22 protein-coding genes and 1 pseudogene are annotated in these 22,022 nt (G+C 63.6%); 6 read left to right on the top strand and 17 right to left on the bottom strand.

Annotated features, from left to right (window positions below; all coding sequences use genetic code 11):
* Positions 1-76: 76 nt before the first annotated feature.
* From ACFQ6H_RS25955 to ACFQ6H_RS25945, 3 genes are all read right to left on the bottom strand, one after another.
* Positions 77-2,347 carry a polyribonucleotide nucleotidyltransferase gene (locus ACFQ6H_RS25955; protein ID WP_378533586.1) on the bottom strand — a complete coding sequence of 757 codons (2,271 nt, stop codon included), beginning with the start codon at positions 2,345-2,347 and terminating at the stop codon, positions 77-79.
* Between the two features lie 438 nt (positions 2,348-2,785).
* Positions 2,786-3,055 carry a 30S ribosomal protein S15 gene (rpsO, locus tag ACFQ6H_RS25950; protein ID WP_003942254.1) on the bottom strand — a complete coding sequence of 90 codons (270 nt, stop codon included), beginning with the start codon at positions 3,053-3,055 and terminating at the stop codon, positions 2,786-2,788.
* A 154-nt stretch (positions 3,056-3,209) separates the two neighbouring features.
* Positions 3,210-4,190 (bottom strand): bifunctional riboflavin kinase/FAD synthetase, encoded by a 981-nt coding sequence (locus tag ACFQ6H_RS25945; RefSeq protein WP_283303848.1) that lies wholly within the window; start codon positions 4,188-4,190, stop codon positions 3,210-3,212.
* 117 nt (positions 4,191-4,307) lie between these two features.
* Here ACFQ6H_RS25945 and ACFQ6H_RS25940 point away from each other — a divergent pair, with 117 nt between their 5' ends.
* Positions 4,308-5,054: a metal-dependent transcriptional regulator gene (locus ACFQ6H_RS25940; RefSeq protein WP_283303847.1), complete on the top strand. Its 747-nt coding sequence runs from the start codon at positions 4,308-4,310 to the stop codon at positions 5,052-5,054.
* 4 nt (positions 5,055-5,058) lie between these two features.
* Here the strand turns inward: ACFQ6H_RS25940 and ACFQ6H_RS25935 are convergent, their stop codons facing one another.
* Genes ACFQ6H_RS25935 through rbfA form a run of 7 tightly spaced genes read right to left on the bottom strand, consistent with a single transcriptional unit; the run spans position 5,059 to position 10,956 of the window.
* Positions 5,059-5,535 (bottom strand): GNAT family N-acetyltransferase, encoded by a 477-nt coding sequence (locus ACFQ6H_RS25935; protein WP_378649448.1) that lies wholly within the window; start codon positions 5,533-5,535, stop codon positions 5,059-5,061.
* Positions 5,532-6,452 carry a tRNA pseudouridine(55) synthase TruB gene (gene truB, locus ACFQ6H_RS25930; RefSeq protein ID WP_378533590.1) on the bottom strand — a complete coding sequence of 307 codons (921 nt, stop codon included), beginning with the start codon at positions 6,450-6,452 and terminating at the stop codon, positions 5,532-5,534. Before truB ends, ACFQ6H_RS25935 begins: the two co-directional genes overlap by 4 nt.
* Before the next feature lie 24 nt (positions 6,453-6,476).
* Positions 6,477-7,136 (bottom strand): 4'-phosphopantetheinyl transferase, encoded by a 660-nt coding sequence (locus ACFQ6H_RS25925; protein ID WP_378533592.1) that lies wholly within the window; start codon positions 7,134-7,136, stop codon positions 6,477-6,479.
* Between the two features lie 13 nt (positions 7,137-7,149).
* The gene (locus ACFQ6H_RS25920; RefSeq protein WP_378545713.1) at positions 7,150-8,073 is read right to left on the bottom strand and encodes a metallophosphoesterase family protein; all 924 of its coding nucleotides are present in this window, start codon (positions 8,071-8,073) and stop codon (positions 7,150-7,152) included.
* Entirely contained in the window at positions 8,058-9,461 is a 1,404-nt protein-coding gene (locus ACFQ6H_RS25915; protein ID WP_378545715.1) for an MATE family efflux transporter, read from the bottom strand. The genes ACFQ6H_RS25920 and ACFQ6H_RS25915 overlap by 16 nt, the downstream gene beginning before the upstream one ends.
* A gap of 10 nt (positions 9,462-9,471) precedes the next feature.
* Positions 9,472-10,464: a bifunctional oligoribonuclease/PAP phosphatase NrnA gene (locus tag ACFQ6H_RS25910; protein ID WP_378649446.1), complete on the bottom strand. Its 993-nt coding sequence runs from the start codon at positions 10,462-10,464 to the stop codon at positions 9,472-9,474.
* 12 nt (positions 10,465-10,476) lie between these two features.
* Entirely contained in the window at positions 10,477-10,956 is a 480-nt protein-coding gene (rbfA, locus tag ACFQ6H_RS25905; protein ID WP_230813034.1) for a 30S ribosome-binding factor RbfA, read from the bottom strand.
* Positions 10,957-11,426: 470 nt separating this feature from the next.
* Between rbfA and ACFQ6H_RS25900 the strand changes: the two genes are divergently transcribed.
* Positions 11,427-11,735 (top strand): hypothetical protein, encoded by a 309-nt coding sequence (locus ACFQ6H_RS25900; RefSeq protein WP_378649444.1) that lies wholly within the window; start codon positions 11,427-11,429, stop codon positions 11,733-11,735.
* A 3-nt stretch (positions 11,736-11,738) separates the two neighbouring features.
* On the opposite strand, the gene ACFQ6H_RS25895 is transcribed toward ACFQ6H_RS25900, so the two are convergent.
* From ACFQ6H_RS25895 to rimP, 5 genes are all read right to left on the bottom strand, one after another.
* On the bottom strand, positions 11,739-12,029 hold the full coding sequence (locus ACFQ6H_RS25895) for a DUF503 domain-containing protein (protein WP_003942205.1): 291 nt from the start codon (positions 12,027-12,029) through the stop codon (positions 11,739-11,741).
* A 113-nt stretch (positions 12,030-12,142) separates the two neighbouring features.
* Positions 12,143-15,085 carry a translation initiation factor IF-2 gene (infB, locus tag ACFQ6H_RS25890; RefSeq protein WP_378649442.1) on the bottom strand — a complete coding sequence of 981 codons (2,943 nt, stop codon included), beginning with the start codon at positions 15,083-15,085 and terminating at the stop codon, positions 12,143-12,145.
* Between the two features lie 108 nt (positions 15,086-15,193).
* Entirely contained in the window at positions 15,194-15,544 is a 351-nt protein-coding gene (locus ACFQ6H_RS25885) for a YlxR family protein (protein WP_095970750.1), read from the bottom strand.
* A gap of 44 nt (positions 15,545-15,588) precedes the next feature.
* Positions 15,589-16,620 carry a transcription termination factor NusA gene (gene nusA / locus ACFQ6H_RS25880; protein WP_283303835.1) on the bottom strand — a complete coding sequence of 344 codons (1,032 nt, stop codon included), beginning with the start codon at positions 16,618-16,620 and terminating at the stop codon, positions 15,589-15,591.
* Positions 16,617-17,225, bottom strand: a complete 609-nt coding sequence (gene rimP / locus ACFQ6H_RS25875; protein WP_378649440.1) for a ribosome maturation factor RimP — start codon at positions 17,223-17,225, stop codon at positions 16,617-16,619. Before rimP ends, nusA begins: the two co-directional genes overlap by 4 nt.
* 271 nt (positions 17,226-17,496) lie before the next feature.
* Here rimP and ACFQ6H_RS25870 point away from each other — a divergent pair, with 271 nt between their 5' ends.
* Together ACFQ6H_RS25870 and ACFQ6H_RS25865 are read left to right on the top strand one after the other, a co-directional pair.
* Complete coding sequence (locus tag ACFQ6H_RS25870) at positions 17,497-17,946, top strand: hypothetical protein (RefSeq protein ID WP_378649478.1); 450 nt, start codon at positions 17,497-17,499, stop codon at positions 17,944-17,946.
* The gene (locus tag ACFQ6H_RS25865; protein ID WP_378649438.1) at positions 17,943-18,398 is read left to right on the top strand and encodes a ferritin-like domain-containing protein; all 456 of its coding nucleotides are present in this window, start codon (positions 17,943-17,945) and stop codon (positions 18,396-18,398) included. The genes ACFQ6H_RS25870 and ACFQ6H_RS25865 overlap by 4 nt, the downstream gene beginning before the upstream one ends.
* Before the next feature lie 28 nt (positions 18,399-18,426).
* On the opposite strand, the gene ACFQ6H_RS25860 is transcribed toward ACFQ6H_RS25865, so the two are convergent.
* Positions 18,427-19,554 carry an IS30 family transposase gene (locus ACFQ6H_RS25860; RefSeq protein ID WP_378649436.1) on the bottom strand — a complete coding sequence of 376 codons (1,128 nt, stop codon included), beginning with the start codon at positions 19,552-19,554 and terminating at the stop codon, positions 18,427-18,429.
* Between the two features lie 126 nt (positions 19,555-19,680).
* Positions 19,681-21,105 carry an MFS transporter gene (locus tag ACFQ6H_RS25855; RefSeq protein ID WP_378649434.1) on the bottom strand — a complete coding sequence of 475 codons (1,425 nt, stop codon included), beginning with the start codon at positions 21,103-21,105 and terminating at the stop codon, positions 19,681-19,683.
* Between the two features lie 83 nt (positions 21,106-21,188).
* Between ACFQ6H_RS25855 and ACFQ6H_RS25850 the strand changes: the two genes are divergently transcribed.
* Together ACFQ6H_RS25850 and ACFQ6H_RS25845 are read left to right on the top strand one after the other, a co-directional pair.
* The gene (locus ACFQ6H_RS25850; protein WP_378649432.1) at positions 21,189-21,824 is read left to right on the top strand and encodes a TetR/AcrR family transcriptional regulator; all 636 of its coding nucleotides are present in this window, start codon (positions 21,189-21,191) and stop codon (positions 21,822-21,824) included.
* A gap of 93 nt (positions 21,825-21,917) precedes the next feature.
* Positions 21,918-22,022, top strand: a pseudogene (locus tag ACFQ6H_RS25845) (nuclear transport factor 2 family protein); the annotation flags it as partial.

The raw sequence follows: 22,022 nt of genomic DNA, 5'->3' as shown, positions 1-22,022 counted from the left end.
CTCGTGTCTACAGACAGTACAGATGCGGCCCCGCACGGAAATCCGCGCGGGGCCGCATCAGAGTACGAAGTGAGATCTACTCGGAAGCAGCCTCGTCGGCGGCCGGAGCGGCAGCCTCGTCGTTGCCCTCTTCGACCGGGATCAGCGAGATCTTGCCGCGAGCATCGATGTCGGCGATCTCGACGCGGATCTTGGATCCGACGTTGACCACGTCTTCGACCTTGGCAATGCGCTTACCGCTGCCCAGCTTCGAGATGTGCACCAGTCCGTCGCGTCCCGGCAGGAGCGAAACGAAGGCACCGAAGGCGGTGGTCTTGACGACCGTGCCCAGGAACCGCTCGCCGACCTTGGGGAGCTGCGGGTTGGCAATGGCGTTGATCATGTCGATCGCGGCCTGTGCAGACGGTCCATCGGTGGCGCCGACGAACACGGTGCCGTCGTCTTCGATGGAGATGTTGGCACCGGTCTGCTCGGTGATGGAGTTGATCATCTTGCCCTTGGGGCCGATGACCTCGCCGATCTTGTCGACAGGGACCTTGATGGCCGTCACGCGGGGAGCGAACGGGCTCATCTCGTCCGGGGTGTCGATGGCCTCGGCCATGACCTCGAGGATCGTGGTCCGTGCGTCCTTCGCCTGCGACAATGCGCCGGCGAGGACCTGCGACGGGATGCCGTCGAGCTTCGTGTCCAGCTGCAGAGCCGTGACGAAGTCCTTGGTGCCTGCGACCTTGAAGTCCATGTCGCCGAAAGCATCTTCGGCGCCGAGGATGTCGGTCAGAGCCACGTAGCGGGTTTCACCGTCGACCTGGTCGGAAACCAGACCCATGGCGATACCGGCAACCGGAGCACGCAGCGGCACACCGGCGTTGAGCAGTGCGAGCGTGGAAGCACACACCGAGCCCATCGAGGTGGAGCCGTTGGAGCTCAGAGCCTCGGAGACCTGGCGAATCGCGTACGGGAACTCTTCGACGCTGGGCAGAACCGGCATGAGAGCGCGCTCGGCGAGTGCACCGTGACCGATTTCGCGACGCTTCGGCGAACCGACGCGGCCCGTCTCACCGGTGGAGTACGGCGGGAAGTTGTAATGGTGCATGTAGCGCTTGCTGGTCTCGGGACCGAGCGAGTCGACCTGCTGCGCCATCTTGACCATGTCGAGAGTGGTGACACCCAGGATCTGGGTCTCGCCGCGCTCGAACAGTGCGGAGCCGTGTGCGCGCGGGATGATCGCAACCTCGGCAGAGAGCGAACGAATGTCCGTGACGCCGCGGCCGTCGATGCGGAACTGATCGCGCAGGATGCGCTGGCGAACCAGCTTCTTGGTGAGCGAGCGGAACGCTGCTCCCAGTTCCTTTTCGCGGCCTTCGAAGTTCGGTGCAACCTGCTCGAGAACCTCGACCTTGACCTCGTCGGTCTTGTCGTCGCGTTCTTGCTTGCCGGCGATTGTCAGTGCGGCATTGAGCTTTTCGGATGCAGCGGCCTCGACGGCAGCAAAAACGTCGTCCTGGTACGCCGGGAAGACCGGGTAGTCACCCGTGGGCTTTGCAGCCTTGGATGCCAGTGCTGCCTGTGCAGCGCACAGGCGTGCGATGAACGGCTTGGCGGCCTCGAGGCCTTCGGCGACGATGGCCTCGGTCGGTGCCTGAGCGCCGTCGGCGATCTTCGCGATGACATTGTCGGTGGCCTCGGCCTCGACCATCATGATCGCGACGTCGGCGTTGTCACCGCTGCCGGACACGACGCGGCCGGCAACGACCATGTCGAAGACGGCGTTCTCGAGCTGATCGACCGTCGGGAATGCAACCCACTGGCCGGCCTTGTTGTCCTCGGAGACGATGAGTGCAACACGCACGCCACCGACAGGGCCGGAGAACGGTAGGCCCGCGATCTGGGTCGACGCGGAAGCGGCGTTGATAGCCACGACGTCGTACAGATCCTGCGGGTTGAGGCTCATGACCGTGACGACGACCTGGATCTCGTTACGGAGACCGTCGACGAACGACGGGCGCAGCGGCCGGTCGATGAGGCGGCAGGTCAGGATCGCGTCGGTGGAGGGGCGTCCCTCACGACGGAAGAACGAACCGGGGATGCGGCCCGCTGCGTACATGCGCTCTTCGACGTCCACCGTCAGGGGGAAGAAGTCGAAGTGCTCCTTGGGGTGCTTGCTGGCGCTCGTGGCGGACAGCAGCATGGTCTCGTCGTCCAGGTAAGCGACGACGGCGCCGGCGGCCTGCTGAGCAAGGCGTCCGGTCTCGAAACGGATGGTGCGGGTACCGAAAGACCCGTTGTCGATCACGGCGGTGGATTCGAACACGCCTTCGTCGACCTCTACTACGGAATTGTCTGTCATTCTTTTCTCTTCACTTCCCTCTCGTCTTCGCCGTACCCGCGCGGGCGTTTCCACCCTCCTGGTGGAAACTGCGCACCGAGGGACGTCCCCCTCTTGAATTGCAGACGCTCCTACTATGCGAGCGATTTCTGCCTCGGGACGTCACGACGTTCGGGCGGCCGTCGATCGAAGTCCGCCGGAGCTTTCGGGCACTTGCCCGGTCCGGAGAACCACTACCGACAACCGACACCACGTTCTCTGGTGCATACGGTGTGCTGACTTCGCTCTGCACAACTGCGCATAGGCAACTGTGCATGTGCGCCGACAGCGGAAACTGCCTTGCGGCAGCTAACGCCGAAAGCCAGCGAAGCCCAGTATATGCGTGGCTTCGCCGGCTGACGGAGTGTTCGGCAAACCGAAGCGTGCCGTGTTGCTTTCGATCAGCGTCGTAAGAAAAATCTAGCGACGCAGGCCGAGACGCTCGATGAGCGTGCGGTAGCGAGCGACGTCGGTCTTTGCCACGTACTTCAGCAGACGACGACGGCGACCGACCATCAAGAGCAGTCCACGACGCGAGTGGTGGTCATGCTTGTGGGTCTTGAGGTGCTCGGTGAGATCGGTGATGCGCTTGGTGAGCATTGCCACCTGAGCTTCGGGCGATCCCGTGTCGGTCTCGTGCAAGCCGTACTCGCCGAGAACGACCTTCTTTTCTTCCGTGGTCAATGCCACTTGATTCACTCCTGTAATGACGTTTGCGTGAAAGGAACTAGATCGGGCGCGGCCACCGCAAACCGCAGCACGCACCGAGAGAAGATCCTACCAGCAGTAATGCGGCGCATTCGCACGCCGGCAGCGAATGTGGCCGCCGCCACTAACGAGGGGCTCAACCCACGCTGCGCTCTGCATCCTCACTCAAGATTTCGCGTGCGCGTTCGACGTCCCGGTTCATCGCCGTGACGAGCGACTCGATCGAGTCGAACTTCTCCATCCCGCGAATCCGCGAAACCAGGTCGACCGCGACATGCTGCCCGTACAGGTCGGCTTCGGTGTCGAGTACGTATGCCTCGACGGTGCGGGTCCGGCCGGAGAACGTCGGATTGGTCCCTACAGAGACTGCGGCTTGGTATCGACGACCGGGAACGACGGTTCCGAGTTCCTCACCGGCGCCGAGCACCGTGAACCACGCTGCGTACACACCGTCGGCCGGAATGGCCGAAAACATCGGCGGTGCAACGTTCGCCGTCGGGAATCCCAACTCGCGTCCACGCTTGTCACCGTGCACGACTACACCTTCGACACGATGCGGACGGCCGAGAGCTTCGGTAGCCGCTTCCATGTCGCCAGCGTCGACGCACGAACGGATATAGGTGGACGAGAACGTCACCGCATGCTCGGCGAGCAGCTGGACGCCGTCGACGGCAAAGCCGAAGCGAGCGCCCATCTCACGCAGGAGATCAACATTTCCGAGCGCCTTCTTCCCGAAGGTGAAGTTGTCCCCCACCACCACCTCGGCGACATGCAGGCGTTCGACGAGAATTTCGTGGACGTAGCGCTCGGGCGTCAGCTTCATGAAATCAGCGGTGAACGGCATGACGCAGAAGACGTCGATGCCCAGATCCTGAGCCAATTCCGCACGCCGTTGCAGCGTCGTCAACTGGGCTGGATGACTACCCGGCCGCACAACCTCCATGGGATGCGGGTCGAACGTCATCAACACGCTCGGAACACCACGTTTGCGGGCAGCGGTAACCGCTCTCGCTATCAATTGGGCATGCCCACGATGCACACCGTCGAACACACCGATAGTGAGCACACAACGACCCCAATCGGCCGGAACTTCGTCGAGACCACGCCATCTCAGCACGATTGGCAGCCTACGGGTCCACTAGCGGCGGGTCACGTTCGGACCCGCCCAGCGAATCACCGCTGTGCTGCCGCTCACGTACGGAAGTTCCGGATTTCGTAGCCTAAGCTAAGCGTTGTGGCAGCTCACAAGACCGGAACCTCGGAAGCATCATCGGCGTCGGACAGCGACAACACTTCGGCGCACGACGCGGCAATCGACACGCTCGCGCTCTCGTCGGTGGCTCAGGATTACCTCAAGGTCATCTGGACGATCCAGGAGTGGTCCCACGAACGGGTTTCCACCAAGCTCCTGTCCGAGAAGATGAGCGTCTCGGCCTCGACCGTGTCAGAGGCCATCCGCAAACTCTCGGACCAGGGCCTGGTCGATCACGCCCGCTACGGTTCCATCGCCTTGACGGACAGCGGCCGCGCCGCTGCTGTGTCGATGGTCCGGCGCCACCGGTTGATCGAGACCTACTTGGTTCAGGAACTCGGCTACGGCTGGGACGAAGTCCACGACGAGGCCGAAGTCCTCGAACACGCCGTTTCCGATTTGATGATCTCCCGGATGGACGCCAAACTCGGCTTCCCCGAACGCGACCCACACGGTGATCCCATTCCCGCCACCGATGGTTCGGTACCGACTCCCCCGGCCCGCCAGCTCAGCGACTTCGCCAACGGCGAACGGGGCCGCGTTGCCCGGATCTCCGATTCCGATCCCGAAATGCTCCGGTACTTCGATTCCGTCGGCGTCAGTCTCGATGTCGAGATCACTGTCGAGGAGCGCCGCGATTTCGCCGGTACCGTGTCCGTGCGACTCGGCGACAGCCCGAACACCATCGACTTGGGAAGCCCAGTCGCTCAAGCAATTTGGCTTGTCTAACCGCTCAGAGCGGCAACCGGTATCGACGTTCCACAGGCCGGACGCCGTCTGCCCGGGTCCAGTCGGCGAGCCTCTCGTCGACGTACTCCCAACCTCGACGCTCGTACAGCGCGATCGCCGGCAGAGCATCGTCGACGACGTCGAGCACCAATCCCAACTGACTCTCGGCTGCAAAATCCGTCACAGCGTCGAGTAGCGCACCGCTCAGGCCCTTCCCGCGTACACGGGGATGAACGAATAGTCGCGACACAGCTGTCGATCCCGCGGTTACCGGCGCACCTCCGACCTCGCTGTCGACGGCGACATGACCGACAACACGGCCGTCACTCTCACCGACCCACGCCTTCACCAGTGTGGGCGAATTGAGCCAGCGGTGCGGGTTCAGCGGCCATGTGCTCGGATATCCGTCGCACTCGTGGACCCGCGCCAGCACATCGACGCAACCGTCGAGGTCGCCGTCGACACGCTCGCGAACGATCATCCGCGCAGCGTCGCCGGCCGCACGACCATCACCGAGCTGGCGCGTCGACCCTTCTCCTGCAGGAGCGCAATCGTGTGACCGGTGGGATCGATGGCCGCACAGATCCCCTTGATGCCGATCGGCTCGAGCCAGCGCCCCTGGCTGATCGCCTCGGCTTCTTCTGCGGTGATCTGCCGATGCGGAAAGGCCGTCTGCGCGGCCTGATCGATGTCGAGGCTCACACCCGGCTGCTGCGCCAGATCTTCGAGCGTGCGCGCATGTTCGAGAGTGAACGGCCCGACGCGGGTGCGGCGCAGTGCCGTCAAATGACCGCCGACGCCCAACTCACGACCGAGATCCCGTGCGAGCGAGCGGATGTACGTACCGGACGAGCACTCCACGTCGACATCCAGATCGACGAATCCACCCGGGACATCTCGCCGCGCCAGAACCTCGAAAGTCGACACCGTCACCGGGCGAGGCGCGAGCTCGACGGTTTCTCCGGCTCGTACCAGTGCGTGTGCGCGCTGACCGTCGACCTTGATAGCGCTCACGCTCGCCGGGATCTGCTTGATGTCTCCGGTCAGCGTGGCCACGATCGCCGCGATCTCCGCGTCCGTCACCTGCGAAGCGTCTGCGGAAGTCAGGACCTCCCCCTCGGCGTCGTCCGTGTCCGTCGATGCCCCGAGACGAATCGTCGCCGAATACGCCTTGGTGGTCAGCGCCAGGAGTCCGAGCAACTTGGTCGCACGCTCCACGCCGAGAACAAGGACGCCGGTCGCCATGGGATCCAGCGTCCCGGCGTGTCCCACCTTCCGGGTGTTCAACAACTTGCGGCACCGAGCGACCACGTCGTGGCTGGTGATACCCGCCTCTTTGTCGACGATCAGGATTCCGGCGCCGACAAGACCGGAGGAAGGCTTTTCACGAGCTGACACGTGTGCCGATTCTGCCAGTCGCGCTCACTGCACCGAAATTGCCGTCAGGATCAGCCCGTCCGACACCAACCACCTGCCGTCGAAAGAGGTGAGAGGCGGACCGGACGTCGCCTCACCGGGGACGAGCAGACGTGACGTGAAAGTTCCGGAAGTCTCCGAATCCGCCTCGAACGTGATGTGGGCGTCCTCGAACCCCAGCCAACGCCCGGTGAGCGGAAACCACGCTTTGTACGTGGCTTCCTTCGCGCAGAAGAGCACTCGATCCCAATGCACCGGACCGCCGGTCTCCTGGGCACCCAGCCACGTTCGTTCCGCCTCGATGCTGACCGCGGGCAAAACCCCGTCCGGCAGCGGGCCGTGCGGTTCGGCGTCTATCCCGAGTGAGCGGACCTGCATGGAGTACGCCAGGACAGCGCCGCGGTAACCGTCGCAATGGGCGAGGCTCCCGACCACTCCTTGCGGCCACAGCGGGGCACCACGCTCGCCGCGCATGACGGCAGCAGACGGAACACCGAGCTTGCCCATCGCCTGACGCGCAAGGTGCCGAGTAGTCACGAACTCGCGACGACGCTTCTCGACGGCGCGGCCGATCAACGCCTCCTCGCTGGGATGCGGTACCAGACCGGGCGGATCGACGAAGGCCTCGGCCGTCGCGACCCCACCGGGAAGAATCTGTTCGATCACGTAGCGATACCTCTCAGCGTCCGGCGCGCATGCGCTCGACTTCGGCTTCCTGCTCGGGCGTGACCTTGAAGTGGCCACCCCACTTGTTGAGCGTTCCCGGCGGGTACTCCGGCACGGGAAGAATCTGACGCAACAGCTTCTCCGGCAGACCGCGCCGACGCCATTCGCGCGGGTATCCGAGTGAGACTTCCTCGAAGCGGACGCCGTCGTAGTACGTGGTTCGGGGAATGTGCAGGTGTCCGTACACCGAGCACACCGCGTTGTACTTCACGTGCCAGTCGGCCGTCGCAGTGGTTCCGCACCACAATGCGAACTCCGGATACATGAGCACGTCCGTCGGCTGCCGGACCATCGGGAAATGGTTCACGAGAATGGTTCTTGTGCCTTCGGGGAGCGCGTCCAAGCGTGCCTGGGTGTATTCGATTCTCGCCCGGCACCACGCGTCGCGCGTTGCATACGGCTGCGGTGAGAGTAGGAACTCGTCGGTGGCGACGACGTTCTTGTCCCGCGCGATCTCGAGCCCGTGTTCCTTGTCCCGCGCACCTGCGGGCAGGAACGAGTAGTCGTAGAGAAGGAACATCGGGACAACCGTGACCGGCCCCTCGTCGCCCTCCCAGACCGGGAACGGGTCCTCGGGCGTGATGACGTCGAGTTCGCGGCACATGTTGACCAGGTATTCGTACCGCGGCGCTCCGTGAATCTGAACCGGATCCTTGGCGGTCGTCCACAGCTCGTGGTTGCCCGGAATCCAGATGACCTTTGCGAATCGGCTGCGAAGGAGCTTCAACGCCCACCGGATGTCGTCCGTCTTCTCCGAGACGTCACCGGCGAGGATGAGCCAGTCGTCAGGCGAATCCGGAAACAGTTCTTCCGTCATCGGCTTGTTGCCGTTGTGACCGACATGAATGTCGCTCACCGCCATCAACTTTGCTGCCACGATCCCTCTGCTTCCTCAGTTGAACTTCCGCGCCTCGCCGTCGCCGGACCTGTCACCGCCCACTTGCCGGAAAACGCTCGCCACGACACCGCGACCATCCGAAGTACTACGAACACGGTAAGCCCTGCCCAAATTCCGGCCAGACCCCAGTCGTAGGCGAGGGAGAGCCAGATCGCGGGCAGAAACCCGAGAACTGCGCAGAGCATGGTCGCGTTGCGCAGAAACACCACATCGCCGGCGCCGAGTAGAACACCGTCAAGTGCAAACACGATTCCCGCTACCGGCATGATCGCGACGAAGAACCACCACGCGATCGACATCTGACCGAGCACCTCGGCGTCAGAGGTGAAGAGTCCGGGGATCACGGAGTGGCCGGCGGCAAAGAAGATCGCGAGCACCACGGCAAATACCGTCGACCATGCGGTGATCCGCCAGGTCATCTTCTTCGCCGCGGCTGCGAATCCGCCGCCGAGCGCCGCTCCGATGAGCGTCTGAGCGGCGATGGCCAATGAATCGAGAAGGAGCGAAACCAGGTTCCACAGTTGGAGGACAACTTGGTGCGCACCCACGACGGCAGCACCGAACCTCGACGCCACCGCGGCCGCAGAGACGAAACACGCTTGGAATGCGAGGCTGCGCAGAATCAGGTCACGGCCCATCAGCATCTGCGCCCGCATGATCGCAAAATGCGGTCGGGCGGAGACCGGTTCACGAAAGAGCGCCCAGGCGAACAGGACACCCGAAACGCTCTGGCCAACCAGATTCGCGACAGCCGACCCTTCGAGCTCCATACGCGGAGCACCGAGCAAACCGTGCACGAGAATCGGGCACAAGACCGCCGAAATACCCAGGCCGACAAGGACGAACCGCAGCGGTCGCACCGTGTTCTGAACCCCGCGCATCCACCCGTTGCCGGCCAGGGCTACCAGGATCAGTGGTACACCCAATACTGCTATCCGAAGCCAACTTTCCGCAGCCGCGGCGATGTCGGGAGTCCCGGCCACCGCCGAAGTCAACGGGCCGGCGATCACCTGCACGATCACTACCAAGGCCAAGCCGATCGCGGCCGCCAGCCAGGTCGCCTGAACGCCCTCGCCCACCGCGTCGCGCTCGCGGCCCGCTCCGTGCAGCCGTGCCGCGCGCGCCGTCGTCCCGTACGACAAGAAGGTCAGCTGCGTACTCACCAACGACAGGATCAGACCACCGACCGCCAACCCGGCCAGCGGAAGCGCCCCGAGTCGGCCGACCACGGCGATGTCGAACAACAGATAGAGAGGTTCGGCCGCCAGCACCCCGAGCGCCGGAAAGGCGAGGGAAAAGATTCGTCGTCCAGTGACGTCGAAATCAGCTGCTGAAGATCCCGCCGAGGTGGCGTCGGATTCGCTCAATGCCGCGGATTCAGCCGAGTGCCGCGACGAGCGCGGCAACAATCTCGTCGCTGGACGTGGTCGAGGTATATCCGGCCGACAGCCGGTGCCCGCCGCCACCCAGACTTTCAGCGACAGCCGACACGTCGATCGCCGACTTTGCCCGCAACGAGATCGACCAGCTTCCGGAGACCGACTCCTTGAGTACCGCGGCAACTTCGGCTTCCGAAGTGGTTCGCACGATATCGACGACACTCTCGATCTCTTCGGAACGAAGATCACCGATGTCACTGCGTCGGATCACCGCGTACACCAGCCCACGGCCGTCTGCGGCTTCCGGAATCAGCACCGCGGACCCGAGTACCGAAGCCAGCATCGGCAACCACCCGAACGGATGGGTGTCCAGCAGCTTGCGCGCAATACCGTCGCCGTCGATGCCGGTTGCCAGCAAACGCGCCGCGAGCACGTGAGGAAGCGGACCTCCCCACCGGAAGGAACCGGTGTCGGTGACCAGTCCGGCATAGAGACAGTGCGCAAGATCGCGATCGATCGCGACTCCCCACGCATCGAAGAAGCGTGCGATGAGTGCCGTCGTCGACGCCGCGGTTTCGTCGACGACGTTGATCGTTCCGAATTCGGAATTGGAGCGATGGTGATCGAGGACGATCGTGCGATTCGCGCCGGCGAGTCGACTCGCCAACTCACCGAGCCGGCCCTCGCTCCCGACATCCACGGTCACCAGAACGTCGACGCTTTCCCGAACATCGGTGGGCGCCACGAGCAAGTGGACACCTGGGAAATCACCCATCGACTCGGGCAGCGCTGACGGCCGACTGAACGCGACCTGCACCGAAACGCCCCGACGCTCGAGAACGAGGCCGAGTGCAAGTCCGCTACCGATCGTGTCCGCATCCGGCTGCACATGGCAGAGAATTGTCACCGTGTGTGCTGCTTCGAGAACCTCGGCCACCTGAGCGAACTTCGCCTCGCAGGGGTCGACGTCCGAAAGTGCGGTGATCGTCATTCTCGGTGCGCGTCAGTCGGCTTCACGAACATCTGGCGACGCCTCGTCTTCGTCTGCAGCTGCTCGCGGCTCCTTGTACGGATCTGCATCTCCGGCGGGCTGAGCGTTCTCACGCGCCTTGGCGACCTCGTCGTCGGCGGCCTTGGCACGGGCCAGCAGTTCTTCCATATGACGCGCGGTGTCGGGAACAGTATCGGCGACAAACGTCAGAGTCGGTGTGAAGCGGACTCCGGTTCCGGCACCGACCTTCGAGCGCAGAACACCTTTGGCCTTCTCGAGACCTGCGGCTGCGGCTTCCACATCAGGCGCGGAATCGACCTTCTCGCCCATGACCGTGTAGTACACCGTCGCGTCGTGCAGATCGTTGGTGACCTTGGTGTCCGTGATGGTCACAAATGCGAGTCGCGGATCCTTGATCTCGTGATCGATCGCGGTTGCGACGATGGTTCCGATACGCTTTGCCAACTTGCGTGCCCGGGCTGGATCTACCATGACTGTCAGTCTCCTCTACCTGGCCACTCGAATCGAGGTGACTCGATCGATCAAAGTTCTGGTTAACAAGAATTATTACCGACACCAGTCTCGTCCATCGGCTACCCGGCAACCAAATCACCATACGCAGAGGTTCTCGACCACATTCACACCGCTGGCAGGGTCGTCGTCGATCTCCACGGCAACCGGGCGCATCGGGCGTGAGCATCGACACATCAGCCCCACCTGATCGCATCGAGGAGAGTCCTGTGACCGATATCGATTCCGTAGTCGAGAACGAGACCACCGTCCCACTTCTCCCGTGCGCGGACGTGTCGAGCTACGGCGAGGTCCTCGCCAAGGGCGCGCCTTGAATCACGCGCTTCCGGCCGGGTCAGAGTCGGTTCACCGTCGTCGATCCCTCGGGCAATAACATCATCTTCATTCAGCGTGACGAACCCGAAGACCTCGAGTACGGCGGATCGAAGTCGTTGAAAGGGTTGGCAAGGGCCGTCGACAACGCCCGCATTCTTCGGGAATTCAAGAACGACGATCGCACTGCCGCTCGGGTTTTGGACGTCGGACTACGTCGATTCCCCGGCGCCGACGCGGTGGATCTGGTGAAAGCGCTGACCACTCGCGCCGAGATCGCCATTGCGCTGGGCGAAATCGAGATTGCGCGAAAAATACGCGATGCGGTGGACGCCGTCACACTGGGTCCCGGAGACGCCGAATCCCTTGCCGACGAACTCGATTCGGTACGGCGCCTGGAAGCGTGGCTCACTGACACCGATCGGTGACGCTCAGTCTTCCGGGCCGAAGATACGCCTTCGCACTGCCAGCAACTGAATCTCCGGACGCTCGGCCACTGCCCGTTCACAATGATCGAGAACATCGTGCAGGTGATCGACGGACGAGCTGACCACACCGACGCCCACGAGCGCACGACGCAGGCGTCCCTGCTCCCCCGCCTCCGCTGCACTCACGCCGAATCGACGGAGTTCCGTCAGGATCGGCGACAGCATCGAACGCTTTTCCTTGAGTGAGTGGACATCCCCGAAAAGGATGTCGAACTCCAGTGCCCCTACAAACATTTTCCCCCTAGACAGAGCCGAATGGACTCTCCCGGACTTGAATGTTCAAGTCCGGGAGAGTCCATGTCAGCTAGTACTCACGTGCGTCCGCCCCAACGCCCGTGTCGACATAATCAGTCGCGCGGCTTCTCGCGAAGCTCGTAGCACTCGAGAACGTCACCGATCTTGATATCGGAATAGGTGACGGTCAAACCACATTCGTAGCCTTCGCGAACCTCGGTTGCGTCTTCCTTCTCCCGCTTGAGCGAGGAGATGGTGACCGTCTCGGCGACGACCTTGCTGTCGCGGATGAGACGTGCCTTGGCGTTGCGACGGATGCTGCCCGAAGTGACCAAGCAACCGGCAATGTTGCCGATCTTGGACGAACGGAACATGGCGCGGATCTCTGCCTTGCCCAGCTCGACCTCTTCGTACACCGGCTTGAGCAGACCCTTGAGCGCCTTCTCGACCTCGTCGATGGCCTGGTAGATCACCGAGTAGTAGCGAATGTCGACGCCCTCGCGGTTCGCCAGCTCCGTTGCCTTGCCTTCGGCGCGGACATTGAAGCCGATGATGATCGCGTTGGACGCAGCAGCCAGGTTGACGTTGGTCTCCGTGATGCCACCGACACCGCGGTCGATGACGCGCAACTGCACCTCGTCGTCGATCGGAATTGCGAGGAGAGCCTCTTCGAGGGCCTCCACAGTTCCCGAGTTGTCACCCTTGAGGATCAAGTTCAGCTGTGAATGTTCCTTCAGAGCTGCATCGAGATCGTCGAGGCTGATGCGCTTACGACTCTTCGCTGCAAGCGCGTTGCGCTTACGTGCGTTGCGACGGTCTGCGATCTGGCGAGCAATACGGTCCTCGTCGACCACGAGCAGGTTGTCGCCTGCACCGGGGACCGACGTGAAGCCGATGACCTGGACCGGACGTGAAGGCAGTGCCTCGTGGACGTCCTGACCATGCTCGTCCACCATGCGGCGGACGCGGCCGTAAGCATCTCCGGCAACGATCGAGTCGCCGACCCGCAGCGTTCCGCGCTGGATGAGCACGGTAGCGACGGGGCCGCGGCCACGGTCGAGGTGCGCCTCGATGGCAACACCCTGAGCGTCCATGTCCGGGTTGGCGCGCAGATCCAGGGAAGCGTCGGCCGTCAACAGCACTGCTTCGAGCAGTGCGTCGATGTTGAGGCCCTGCTTCGCCGAGATGTCGACGAACATGGTGTCTCCGCCGTATTCCTCGGCCACCAGTCCGTACTCGGTGAGCTGCTGCCGGATCTTGTCCGGGTTCGCGCCTTCCTTGTCGATCTTGTTCACCGCGACCACGATCGGCACGTCCGCCGCCTGGGCGTGGTTGATCGCTTCCACCGTCTGCGGCATGACGCCGTCGTCGGCTGCGACAACAAGGATCGCGAGGTCGGTGGCCTTGGCACCACGAGCACGCATGGCCGTGAAGGCCTCGTGACCCGGGGTGTCGATGAACGTCACGAGACGCTCGTTGCCCTCGAGCTCGGTCAGCACCTGGTAAGCACCGATGTGCTGCGTGATGCCGCCGGCTTCGCCCTCACGGACATTCGCCTTACGGATCACGTCGAGCAGACGGGTCTTACCGTGGTCGACGTGGCCCATGACGGTCACCACAGGCGGACGGGACTCGAGGTCCTCTTCTCCGCCGGCGTCCTCGCCGTAGGTGAGGTCGAAGCTGTCGAGCAGCTCGCGATCCTCGTCCTCCGGGCTGACGACCTGCACGACGTAGTTCATTTCGCCGCCGAGCAGCTCCAGCGTCTCGTCGTTGACCGACTGAGTTGCCGTGACCATCTCACCGAGGTTGAACAACGCCTGCACGAGTGCTGCGGGGTTCGCATCGATCTTGTCCGCGAAGTCCGACAGCGATGCGCCGCGAGCGAGACGGATGGTCTCACCGTTGCCGCGTGGCAGCCTGACACCGCCGACTGCGGGAGCCTGCATGCTTTCGTACTCGGCGCGCTTCGCCCGCTTCGACTTACGTCCACGGCGAACTGCTCCGCCGGGACGACCGAATGCACCTGCCGCTGCGCCGCGCTGACCGGGACGGCCACCGCCGCCGGGACGACCGCGGAATCCACCGGCCGGAGCTGCTCCACCGGGAGCACCTGCACCGGCACCGGCGCCGGGAGCGCCGCCACCGCGGTATCCACCGCCGCCGCCACCCGGACGACCACCGGGAGCGCCACCGGGACGACCCGGACGTCCGCCGCCACCGGGCGCGGGACGAGCGGAACGAGCAGGCATTGCACCCGGGTTCGGGCGAGGAGGCATGGAGCCGGGGCTGGGACGGGGTCCGCCCTGGCCTGCAGGCGGACGAGGTCCACCCTGGCCGGGAGCCGGACGGGGACCGCCCTGACCCGGAGCCGGACGAGGTCCACCCTGGCCGGGAGCCGGACGGGGACCGCCCTGACCCGGAGCCGGACGAGAACCGCCCTGGCCTGCACCCGGACGCGGTGCGCCGGGAGCCGGACGAGGAGCCGGACGCTCGGCGGGAGCCGAGGAGTACGGGTTGTTACCGACGCGAGGTGCCTTCGGTCCCGGACGCGGTCCGCCGGGCTTTGCGCCGGTGGACGGTGCGGCCGGAGCCGCGGGGGCTGCCGGTGCCGACGCTGCGGGAGCAGCCGGAGTCGGGCGTGCCGGCTGTGCTGGTTTCGGAGCGTTGAACGTCGGGGTGGGGACCGGCGCCGACGGTGCTGCCGGAGCAGCGGCTGCGGGAGCCGCGGGGGCTGCCGATGCCGGTGCTGCGGGAGCGGCCGGTGCGGGTGCGGCCGGCTTGGGGCCGGGACGCGGGGCGCCGGGCTTTGCAGCTGACGGCGACGGTGCAACGGGCTTTGCCGCGGGGCGGGCCGGAGCGGATGCGCCGGTCTCGGTCTTGGTTTCTGCTCCGCCGGCCGACGGGAATGACTCCCGCAGACGACGGGCGACGGGCGCCTCCACTGTGGATGACGCAGACTTCACGAACTCGCCTTGCTCTTTGAGCGTTGCGAGTAGTTCCTTGCTGGTGACACCGAGTTCTTTAGCCAACTCGTGCACGCGGGCCTTGCCTGCCACTGCTCTCCTCACTGATGAGGTCGAGCAGGAGGCATCCCACAGATATGGGTCCCGCACGACCTCGGGTTATCGCCGATGGACGTTCATCGTTGGTGCTTCACGGTGTGCTCATGAGTGCTTGTGCCTGTTCTTCTCGAGAGGTACTGCTTTTGTGTGAACTGCGTCGACCAGTTGGTCGACAGCGGACGTGTCCAGATTTCCGGACACTCGCAGTGCTCTGCTGAATGCTCGGCGCCGCTCTGCCAGGCTCAGACAACTCGGATCCAGGTGCAGCCATGCACCTCGACCGGGGAGTCTTCGCGATACGTCGGGGATCAGCGGGGAACCCTCCGGCCCCTGCTCACCAACCACGACCCTCAACAGATCGACAGCCGACCCTTGTTCCCTGCACCCCACACACGTTCTGACCGGCGAACCGGGTTTCACGCGCGCAGAATCCGAGGACTCACGTCGAACCATTGTCCACTCTACCGCCGAACCGTCTCGATCACTGCATTCCACCGTTATCCGTTGGACGTGGCGGGCCGCTCGGACGCATCTCCAGCGGGTGCCGCGTCGCTACGAATGTCGATACGCCAACCCGTCAACCGCGCAGCCAGGCGGGCATTTTGGCCCTCCTTTCCGATGGCCAGCGAGAGCTGGAAATCGGGCACGATGACGCGGGCCGCACGAGCTTCGGGATCGACGACAGTGACGGAGACCACTTTCGACGGGGAAAGTGCGTTGCCGACAAAGGTCGCCGGATCTTCGTCGAAGTCGATGATGTCGATCTTCTCCCCCGCGAGTTCACTCATGACGTTGCGGACGCGCTGACCCATCGGGCCGATGCACGCGCCCTTCGCGTTGAGTCCCTGCACGCGTGAGGCAACGGCGATCTTGGAACGGTGTCCCGCTTCACGCGCGACGTTGATGATCTCGACGCTGCCGTCCGCGATCTCCGGAACCTCGAGGGCGAACAATTTGCGTACCAGGTTCGGGTGGGTCCGCGACAGGGTGATCTGTGGGCCACGGGCGCCGCGAGCAACTCCGACGACGTAGCACTTGATGCGCTCACCGTGTTCGTAGTTCTCGCCGGGAACCTGTTCTGCCGGCGGCAGCAGCCCTTCTGCGCCGTTGGATTCGCTGCCGATGCGAACGACGACCATTCCACGAGAGTTCGCTCGCGTGTCACGCTGGATGACACCGCCGACGATCTCACCCTCATGGGTGGAGAACTCACCGAAACTGCGCTCGTGCTCGGCGTCGCGCAGGCGCTGCAGGATGACCTGGCGTGCGGTTGTCGCCGCGATCCGGCCGAATCCTTCAGGAGTGTCGTCCCACTCCTCGCCGATCATGTTGCCGTCTGCATCGGTGTCGTGCGCCATCACTCGCACGGAACCGGTCTTGATGTTGACGTCGATCCGAGCGTTCTGCTTGTGCCCCTCGGTGTGGCGATACGCCGTCAGCAGCGCGGTCTGGATCGTGGCGATCACAGTTTCGATCGAGACACCCTTTTCGGCTTCGATCGCTCGCAACGCTGCAATGTCGATATTCACTTGTCGAACCCTTCTTCGTTTTCTACGTCTTCTAATTCTGCTTCGTCGTCTTCAGCGCCGTCGACACCGACATCAGTCGCATCCGACGGGACTGCACGGCCCTCCGGGATGCCGCCCGCGAGTTCCAACTCCGCCTCACTGGGCTTGGAGAACTCCACCTGAACGACTGCCTTCTGCACGTCGGCCAGGGCAATCGCTCGCACGCTCAGTCCGCCGCGCCCACCGATGACAACCGCAACCGAATCCTCGTTCAACGTTCCGATACGGCCCACCACGGTCTCGCCGGCCAGATCGATGCGCGCTTTACGTCCCCGCGCTCGACGCCAGTGACGCTCGAGCGTCAGCGGACGATCGATTCCCGGCGAGGTCACCTCGAGGGTGTACGGCGTTTCACCGATTTCCTCGAGACTGTCGAAGAGTTCCGAAACGAGTCTGCTGACCTCTGCGGCGGCATCGAGTTCGATCCCGGCATCGCTGTCGACCATGATGCGCACCGCGCTGTGCTTGCCCGCATTGGTCACGACTACGTCTTCGACGTCGTAACCCTGGGCGTGCACGAGTTCGGAGATCAGCTCGATCACCCTCTCCCTGGATGGCACCGGCATCTCGCGAACTCCTCATTTCAGTTGTCGTCGATTGTCCGACTTGTGTCGACGGTCGACGTGGGCGGCTGCGAGCATGAAAAGACACCAGGTGCCACATGCTGCAAGCATCCAAGAGTACCGCTCATTGCGCGCCTCCGTGACCAGAGTGCCCGACGCACGTCACAGTTGAACACGACCCGCGGATTCGAACGATCGGCCGACCACCTGGCACGATGGACTGGTGCTGACGCCCATGACCACTACCCCACTCTCCCGGCGGAGTGCGATCAAGATGACGGGAACCGCAGCAGCGTTGGGCGCTGCAGCCTTCACCTTGTCCGCCTGCACCGACGACGGCACAGCGGAGGCGGCTGCAGAAGTCGACCAGCTGACGGCCCAGGCCGAGAGAGCTCGTTCGGACGCGGCCTCGGCAACCGCCGCGATCGCTCTTGCACCGGACAAGTCGGCCTCGCTGACGACGATCAGCGCCGAACGAACAGCGCATGCACTCGAACTCGACGCCGAGATCGCGCGGGCAGCGGGCGGCAGCGCTACGACCACTGCATCGCCGTCGACCTCGGCCGCGAACGCTCCTACGGGCGTCGACGCGCTGGGTACCTCGCTGGCCGATTCGGCGCGCAGTGCCGCAGACCTGGCGCGGACGATGTCCGGCTATCGCGCAGGCTTGCTCGGCTCGATCAGCGCGTCGTGTTCAACCCAGATTGCGGTGTTGCTTCCGTGATCACCTCGCACACCCGTCGATCCGAGAGCTCTGCCTTGCTGACCGCCATCGAATCCGAGAATGCCGCGATCTTCGCTTACGGAGTAGTCGCCGCGTTTTCGAACCCTGCCCGCGTCAACGAAGTTGCCACGCATACAGCTGCGCACCGCGCTCGACGCGATGCTCTGGTGGCACTCTCGACCGAAGCCGGCGAGACCCCGCCGACAGCCGCGGCGGCCTACGAGATTCCGTTCCCGGTGACCGATGCCGTTACCGCAGCACAACTGGCTGCGCAGATCGAAGCCGACACTGCCGTGACCTACCGGGCGTTTGTCGAACAGGTCGACACCGACCAACTCCGCACGTTCGGAATCGACGGCCTCACCGATGCGGCAATCCGCGGTGCCGGTTGGCGTTCCGCGCTGGGAACCGCTCCGGCCACCTCAGCGTTCCCAGGGGACCCGACTACGTAACTGCTGTGCGCCTTTATTAACGGCAGGCTCACGTGGTTGTCGCAACGAGCGATGCGTGAAACCTTTCCAACGGAGTATCCCATTGGAGGGTTTTACGGGGCCGTGAGTTGAGTAAAGCGGCAACCTCATCGAGCCTGTCGGGGCCGTGGACCGACAAGTCAGTACCCTTCGGGAAGTACTGACGGAGCAACCCGTTGGTGTTCTCGTTCGTTCCCCGTTGCCACGGGGAGTGCGGATCACAGAAATAGATCTGCACCCCCGTGGCGATGGTGATCTCCTGGTGCCGGGACATCTCCCGACCCTGATCCCAGGTCACCGAACGCATCAGCACCGCAGGTAGTTTTGCGATCTTCGCGATCATCGCCGCCGCGACCTTGTCCGCGGTATGACCGTAGGGAAGATGCAACAACATCACCAACCGACTACTGCGCTCCACCAACGTCCCGATCGACGACGCACCGTCCCTTCCGATGATCAGATCACCCTCCCAGTGCCCCGGAACACCCCGATCGGCCACAGCATCGGGCCGTTCGGAAATGTTGACCATCCCCGGAATCTGCGACCGACGCTCCGCCCCACGACGTTGACCTTGCCGCAGCGCCCGGCCCGTACGCAGATGCGCAGTCAACTCCCTGTTCAAGCCACCTTTTCCCTGAACGTACAGACTGCGATAAATCGTTTCGTGCGACACGTGCATCTCCGGGTCATCAGGGAATTCTTTCCTCAGTGTCGCCGAAATCTGTTCCGGGGAGAAGTCGCGATACAACAAATTCTGGACAGTGTCGCGCAGGCGAGAGTTGACTTCGAGTTTCGAGGGTTTCGGTCGCCGAGCATTCACCTGTGCATCCCGATCCGCCTGATACGGGAGGTACCTGCCGCGAAAGTACTTATGCCGTTGCAACTCCCGACTGATCGTCGACACCGCTCGGCGCAGAGCGTGCGCGATGGCCGTCAACGTCCACCCGTCCCGGGTGTAATCGGCGATGAACTCACGTTCGAGGATCGAGAGGTATCTTCCGGTCGGCGGTGGTGTCACCCGAGGGCGCACACCACCGCGTTCGCGTACCCAGTTCCAGCCGGTGCCCTCGCTGACCTCGACCGCCGCCGCTGCGGCCTTGACGGTCACACCACTACTGCGCAACGACCAGAACGTCATCCGAACCTCATGCGAATACGCTGGACGACCCACCATCAACACCATCACCCGTCGATAATCAGGCACGTTGCGACAACCGTCCGAATCCGCCAACCGCCGGCGGTTAATAAAGGCGCACAGCAGTGCTCAGGCCTTTCGATGCGAGGGCACGAACCACGCCGCGACCACCGCGACCAACACGAAGCAACCGCCGACGCGCAGAGCGGGTGTCAGTGCATCGCCGTAGCCCAGCGGAGTGAGCGCACCGCCGGCTGCAAGGAAGACCGCTGTGAGAACGGCGATTCCCAGAGCAACACCGATCTCACGAAGCGTGGAATTCGTCGAACTGGCCGTTCCGTGATCGGGTTCGTCCATGTCGACGAGCACAGCTGTCGAACTCGGCGCGAAGGTCAAGCCCATGCCGATGCCAGCCATCAGCAGCGCCGGAACCAGCGACCCGTACGTCACGTCGGGACCGATCAACGCGGCCAACCAGAACAGGGCTCCGGCCTGGAGCAACAGTCCGGTCAGCAGGAGCGAACGGAGCCCGACCTTCGGTGCCAGAAAACCGGCGAGAGGCGCGAAGATCATCGGCGCTGCCGTCCACGGAAGCGTTCGCAGGCCTGCTTGGAACGGGCTGTAGCCCATCACGATCTGGAGGTACTGCGACAGCAGGAACACCGCCCCGAAGATTCCGATCGAGAAGGTCAAGCCGATGACGTTGGCCATCGAGAAGCTGCGTGAGCGGAACAGACGTAGGGGCATCACCGGATGCGACGTCTTCATCTCGCGAAGAACGAACAGCGCCAAGGCAACTACGGAACCCACCAGCGACGCCACCACTCCGAAGGATCCCCAGCCCTCGTCGTTGCCGTGAACGATTCCCCATACCGCCAGAAACACGCCGAGCCCGGCGAGCGCGACACCGGGAAGATCGAGAGGCTGTGTGCGACCAGTGGATTCGCGCAGCGCGTACAACGCGAGAGGAACAGCGACGATCGCAACCGGCACGTTGATCCAGAAGATGCCCTGCCATGAGAACCCGTCGACTACTGCTCCACCGACAACTGGACCCATCGCGATTCCCAGTCCGGAGACTCCACCCCACACGCCGATTGCCATGGCGCGCTTGGCTTCCGGTACCGCTGCCACGAGGAGAGTGAGCGAGAGCGGCATGATCGCGGCAGCGCCGGCGCCCTGAAAAGCTCGGGCCGCGATCAGCAGGCTCGGTGTCGTAGACAACGCAGAAGCAATCGACGCCGCCGTGAACAGCCCGATCCCGAACACGAACATCTTGCGGCGCCCCCACCGATCGCCGAGCGTCGTCGCCGAAAGCATCAGCGTCGCAAAGCAGAGCGTGTACGCGTTCATGAACCACTGAAGTTGCCCGACGGACGCGTTCAGTTCCTTCTCGATCACCGGCAGCGCGCTCGTCATCACGAGGTTGTCGAGGGTGGCCATGAACATAGGCAGAGAAGCAGCAACCATCGCTATCGCGATCGGAACCTTACGTCCTCCACTGCTTTCCGACCCGGATGCGGCGTCCGATCCGGACTTCGTCAAAACGGTCATCGTGATTCCTCGAGTGAAGGTGCCTTAAGGCATCGAATGATTACTTAAGTCGAAACTAAGCTATCCGGTGATAACGTGTCAACATGTCGATCGGTGCAGCTGAACCACGTACCCGCAGGATGAGCGCACCGGAACGTCGCGCGCTCGTCCTTGCCGCGGCAACGCGAGCATTCGCAAAGGGCGGATACTCCGGAACCAGTACGGACGCCGTCGCCAAGGAAGCCGGTGTTTCGCAGCCCTACGTCGTGCGCATGTTCGGAACCAAGGCAGATCTGTTCCACGCGGTGTTCACGCGCGCGCTCGACGAAATCGTGCGCACCTTCAACGACAAATTGGATACGGTCACGATCGATCCGAGCAATCCGCAATTCTGGGCCGAGCTCGGATCCGCCTACGGCGAACTGGTTCTCGACCGAGATCTACTGCTTGTCATGTTGCACGGCTTCGCCACCAGCACCGATGATGTCGCCGCCGTGTCCCGGAACGCCATGTCCGGCATCTACACCTTGCTGCGCGAGCGCACCGGCTGCACGCCCGAGCAAGCGCGTTTGTTCATCGCGAACGGGATGCTGATCAACAATCTGCTCGCAATGATGGCGCCCGAACACGCCGAAGAAGATCCGGCCCTCGGCGAGCTCTGGGGCAGCGTCTTCAGCGACTCGACTGCGATCACGCTCACCGGCGACGAATCCCCGAGCGAAACCGACACCATTTCCTGACCGGTCACTGGGAAAAACTACACACATGTGACTGAGGACACCCTACAGTCGATCCGACATGTCTCCGGGAAACCCAGACGAAAAGGACCGACGTTGGATCTCGCACAACGCCTCGACGCGCTCGAACAGATCGAGGAAATCAAGAAGCTCAAGCACGGCTACTGGCGAGCTTGTGACGCCAAGGATCCAGTTCAGTTC

Origin of the sequence: Rhodococcus sp. NPDC056506 (assembly GCF_042794945.1) — a bacterium.
Taxonomy (GTDB): Bacteria; Actinomycetota; Actinomycetes; order Mycobacteriales; family Mycobacteriaceae; genus Rhodococcus_F.
This window is presented reverse-complemented; position numbering and strand designations above follow the sequence as displayed.

What these genes read in the sequence shown, in the direction of transcription:
- ACFQ6H_RS25955 (WP_378533586.1), bottom strand. Translation starts at nt 2,347, where the DNA reads ATGACAGACAATTCCGTAGTAGAGGTCGACGAAGGCGTGTTCGAATCC.
- ACFQ6H_RS25935 (WP_378649448.1), bottom strand. Translation starts at nt 5,535, where the DNA reads ATGATCGTTCGCGAGCGTGTCGACGGCGACCTCGACGGTTGCGTCGAT.
- ACFQ6H_RS25910 (WP_378649446.1), bottom strand. Translation starts at nt 10,464, where the DNA reads ATGACGATCACCGCACTTTCGGACGTCGACCCCTGCGAGGCGAAGTTC.
- rbfA (WP_230813034.1), bottom strand. Translation starts at nt 10,956, where the DNA reads ATGGTAGATCCAGCCCGGGCACGCAAGTTGGCAAAGCGTATCGGAACC.
- ACFQ6H_RS25895 (WP_003942205.1), bottom strand. Translation starts at nt 12,029, where the DNA reads ATGTTTGTAGGGGCACTGGAGTTCGACATCCTTTTCGGGGATGTCCAC.
- ACFQ6H_RS25885 (WP_095970750.1), bottom strand. Translation starts at nt 15,544, where the DNA reads ATGGTTCGACGTGAGTCCTCGGATTCTGCGCGCGTGAAACCCGGTTCG.
- rimP (WP_378649440.1), bottom strand. Translation starts at nt 17,225, where the DNA reads ATGCCGGTGCCATCCAGGGAGAGGGTGATCGAGCTGATCTCCGAACTC.
- ACFQ6H_RS25870 (WP_378649478.1), top strand. Translation starts at nt 17,497, where the DNA reads ATGACGGGAACCGCAGCAGCGTTGGGCGCTGCAGCCTTCACCTTGTCC.
- ACFQ6H_RS25860 (WP_378649436.1), bottom strand. Translation starts at nt 19,554, where the DNA reads ATGACGTTCTGGTCGTTGCGCAGTAGTGGTGTGACCGTCAAGGCCGCA.
- ACFQ6H_RS25855 (WP_378649434.1), bottom strand. Translation starts at nt 21,105, where the DNA reads ATGACCGTTTTGACGAAGTCCGGATCGGACGCCGCATCCGGGTCGGAA.
- ACFQ6H_RS25850 (WP_378649432.1), top strand. Translation starts at nt 21,189, where the DNA reads ATGTCGATCGGTGCAGCTGAACCACGTACCCGCAGGATGAGCGCACCG.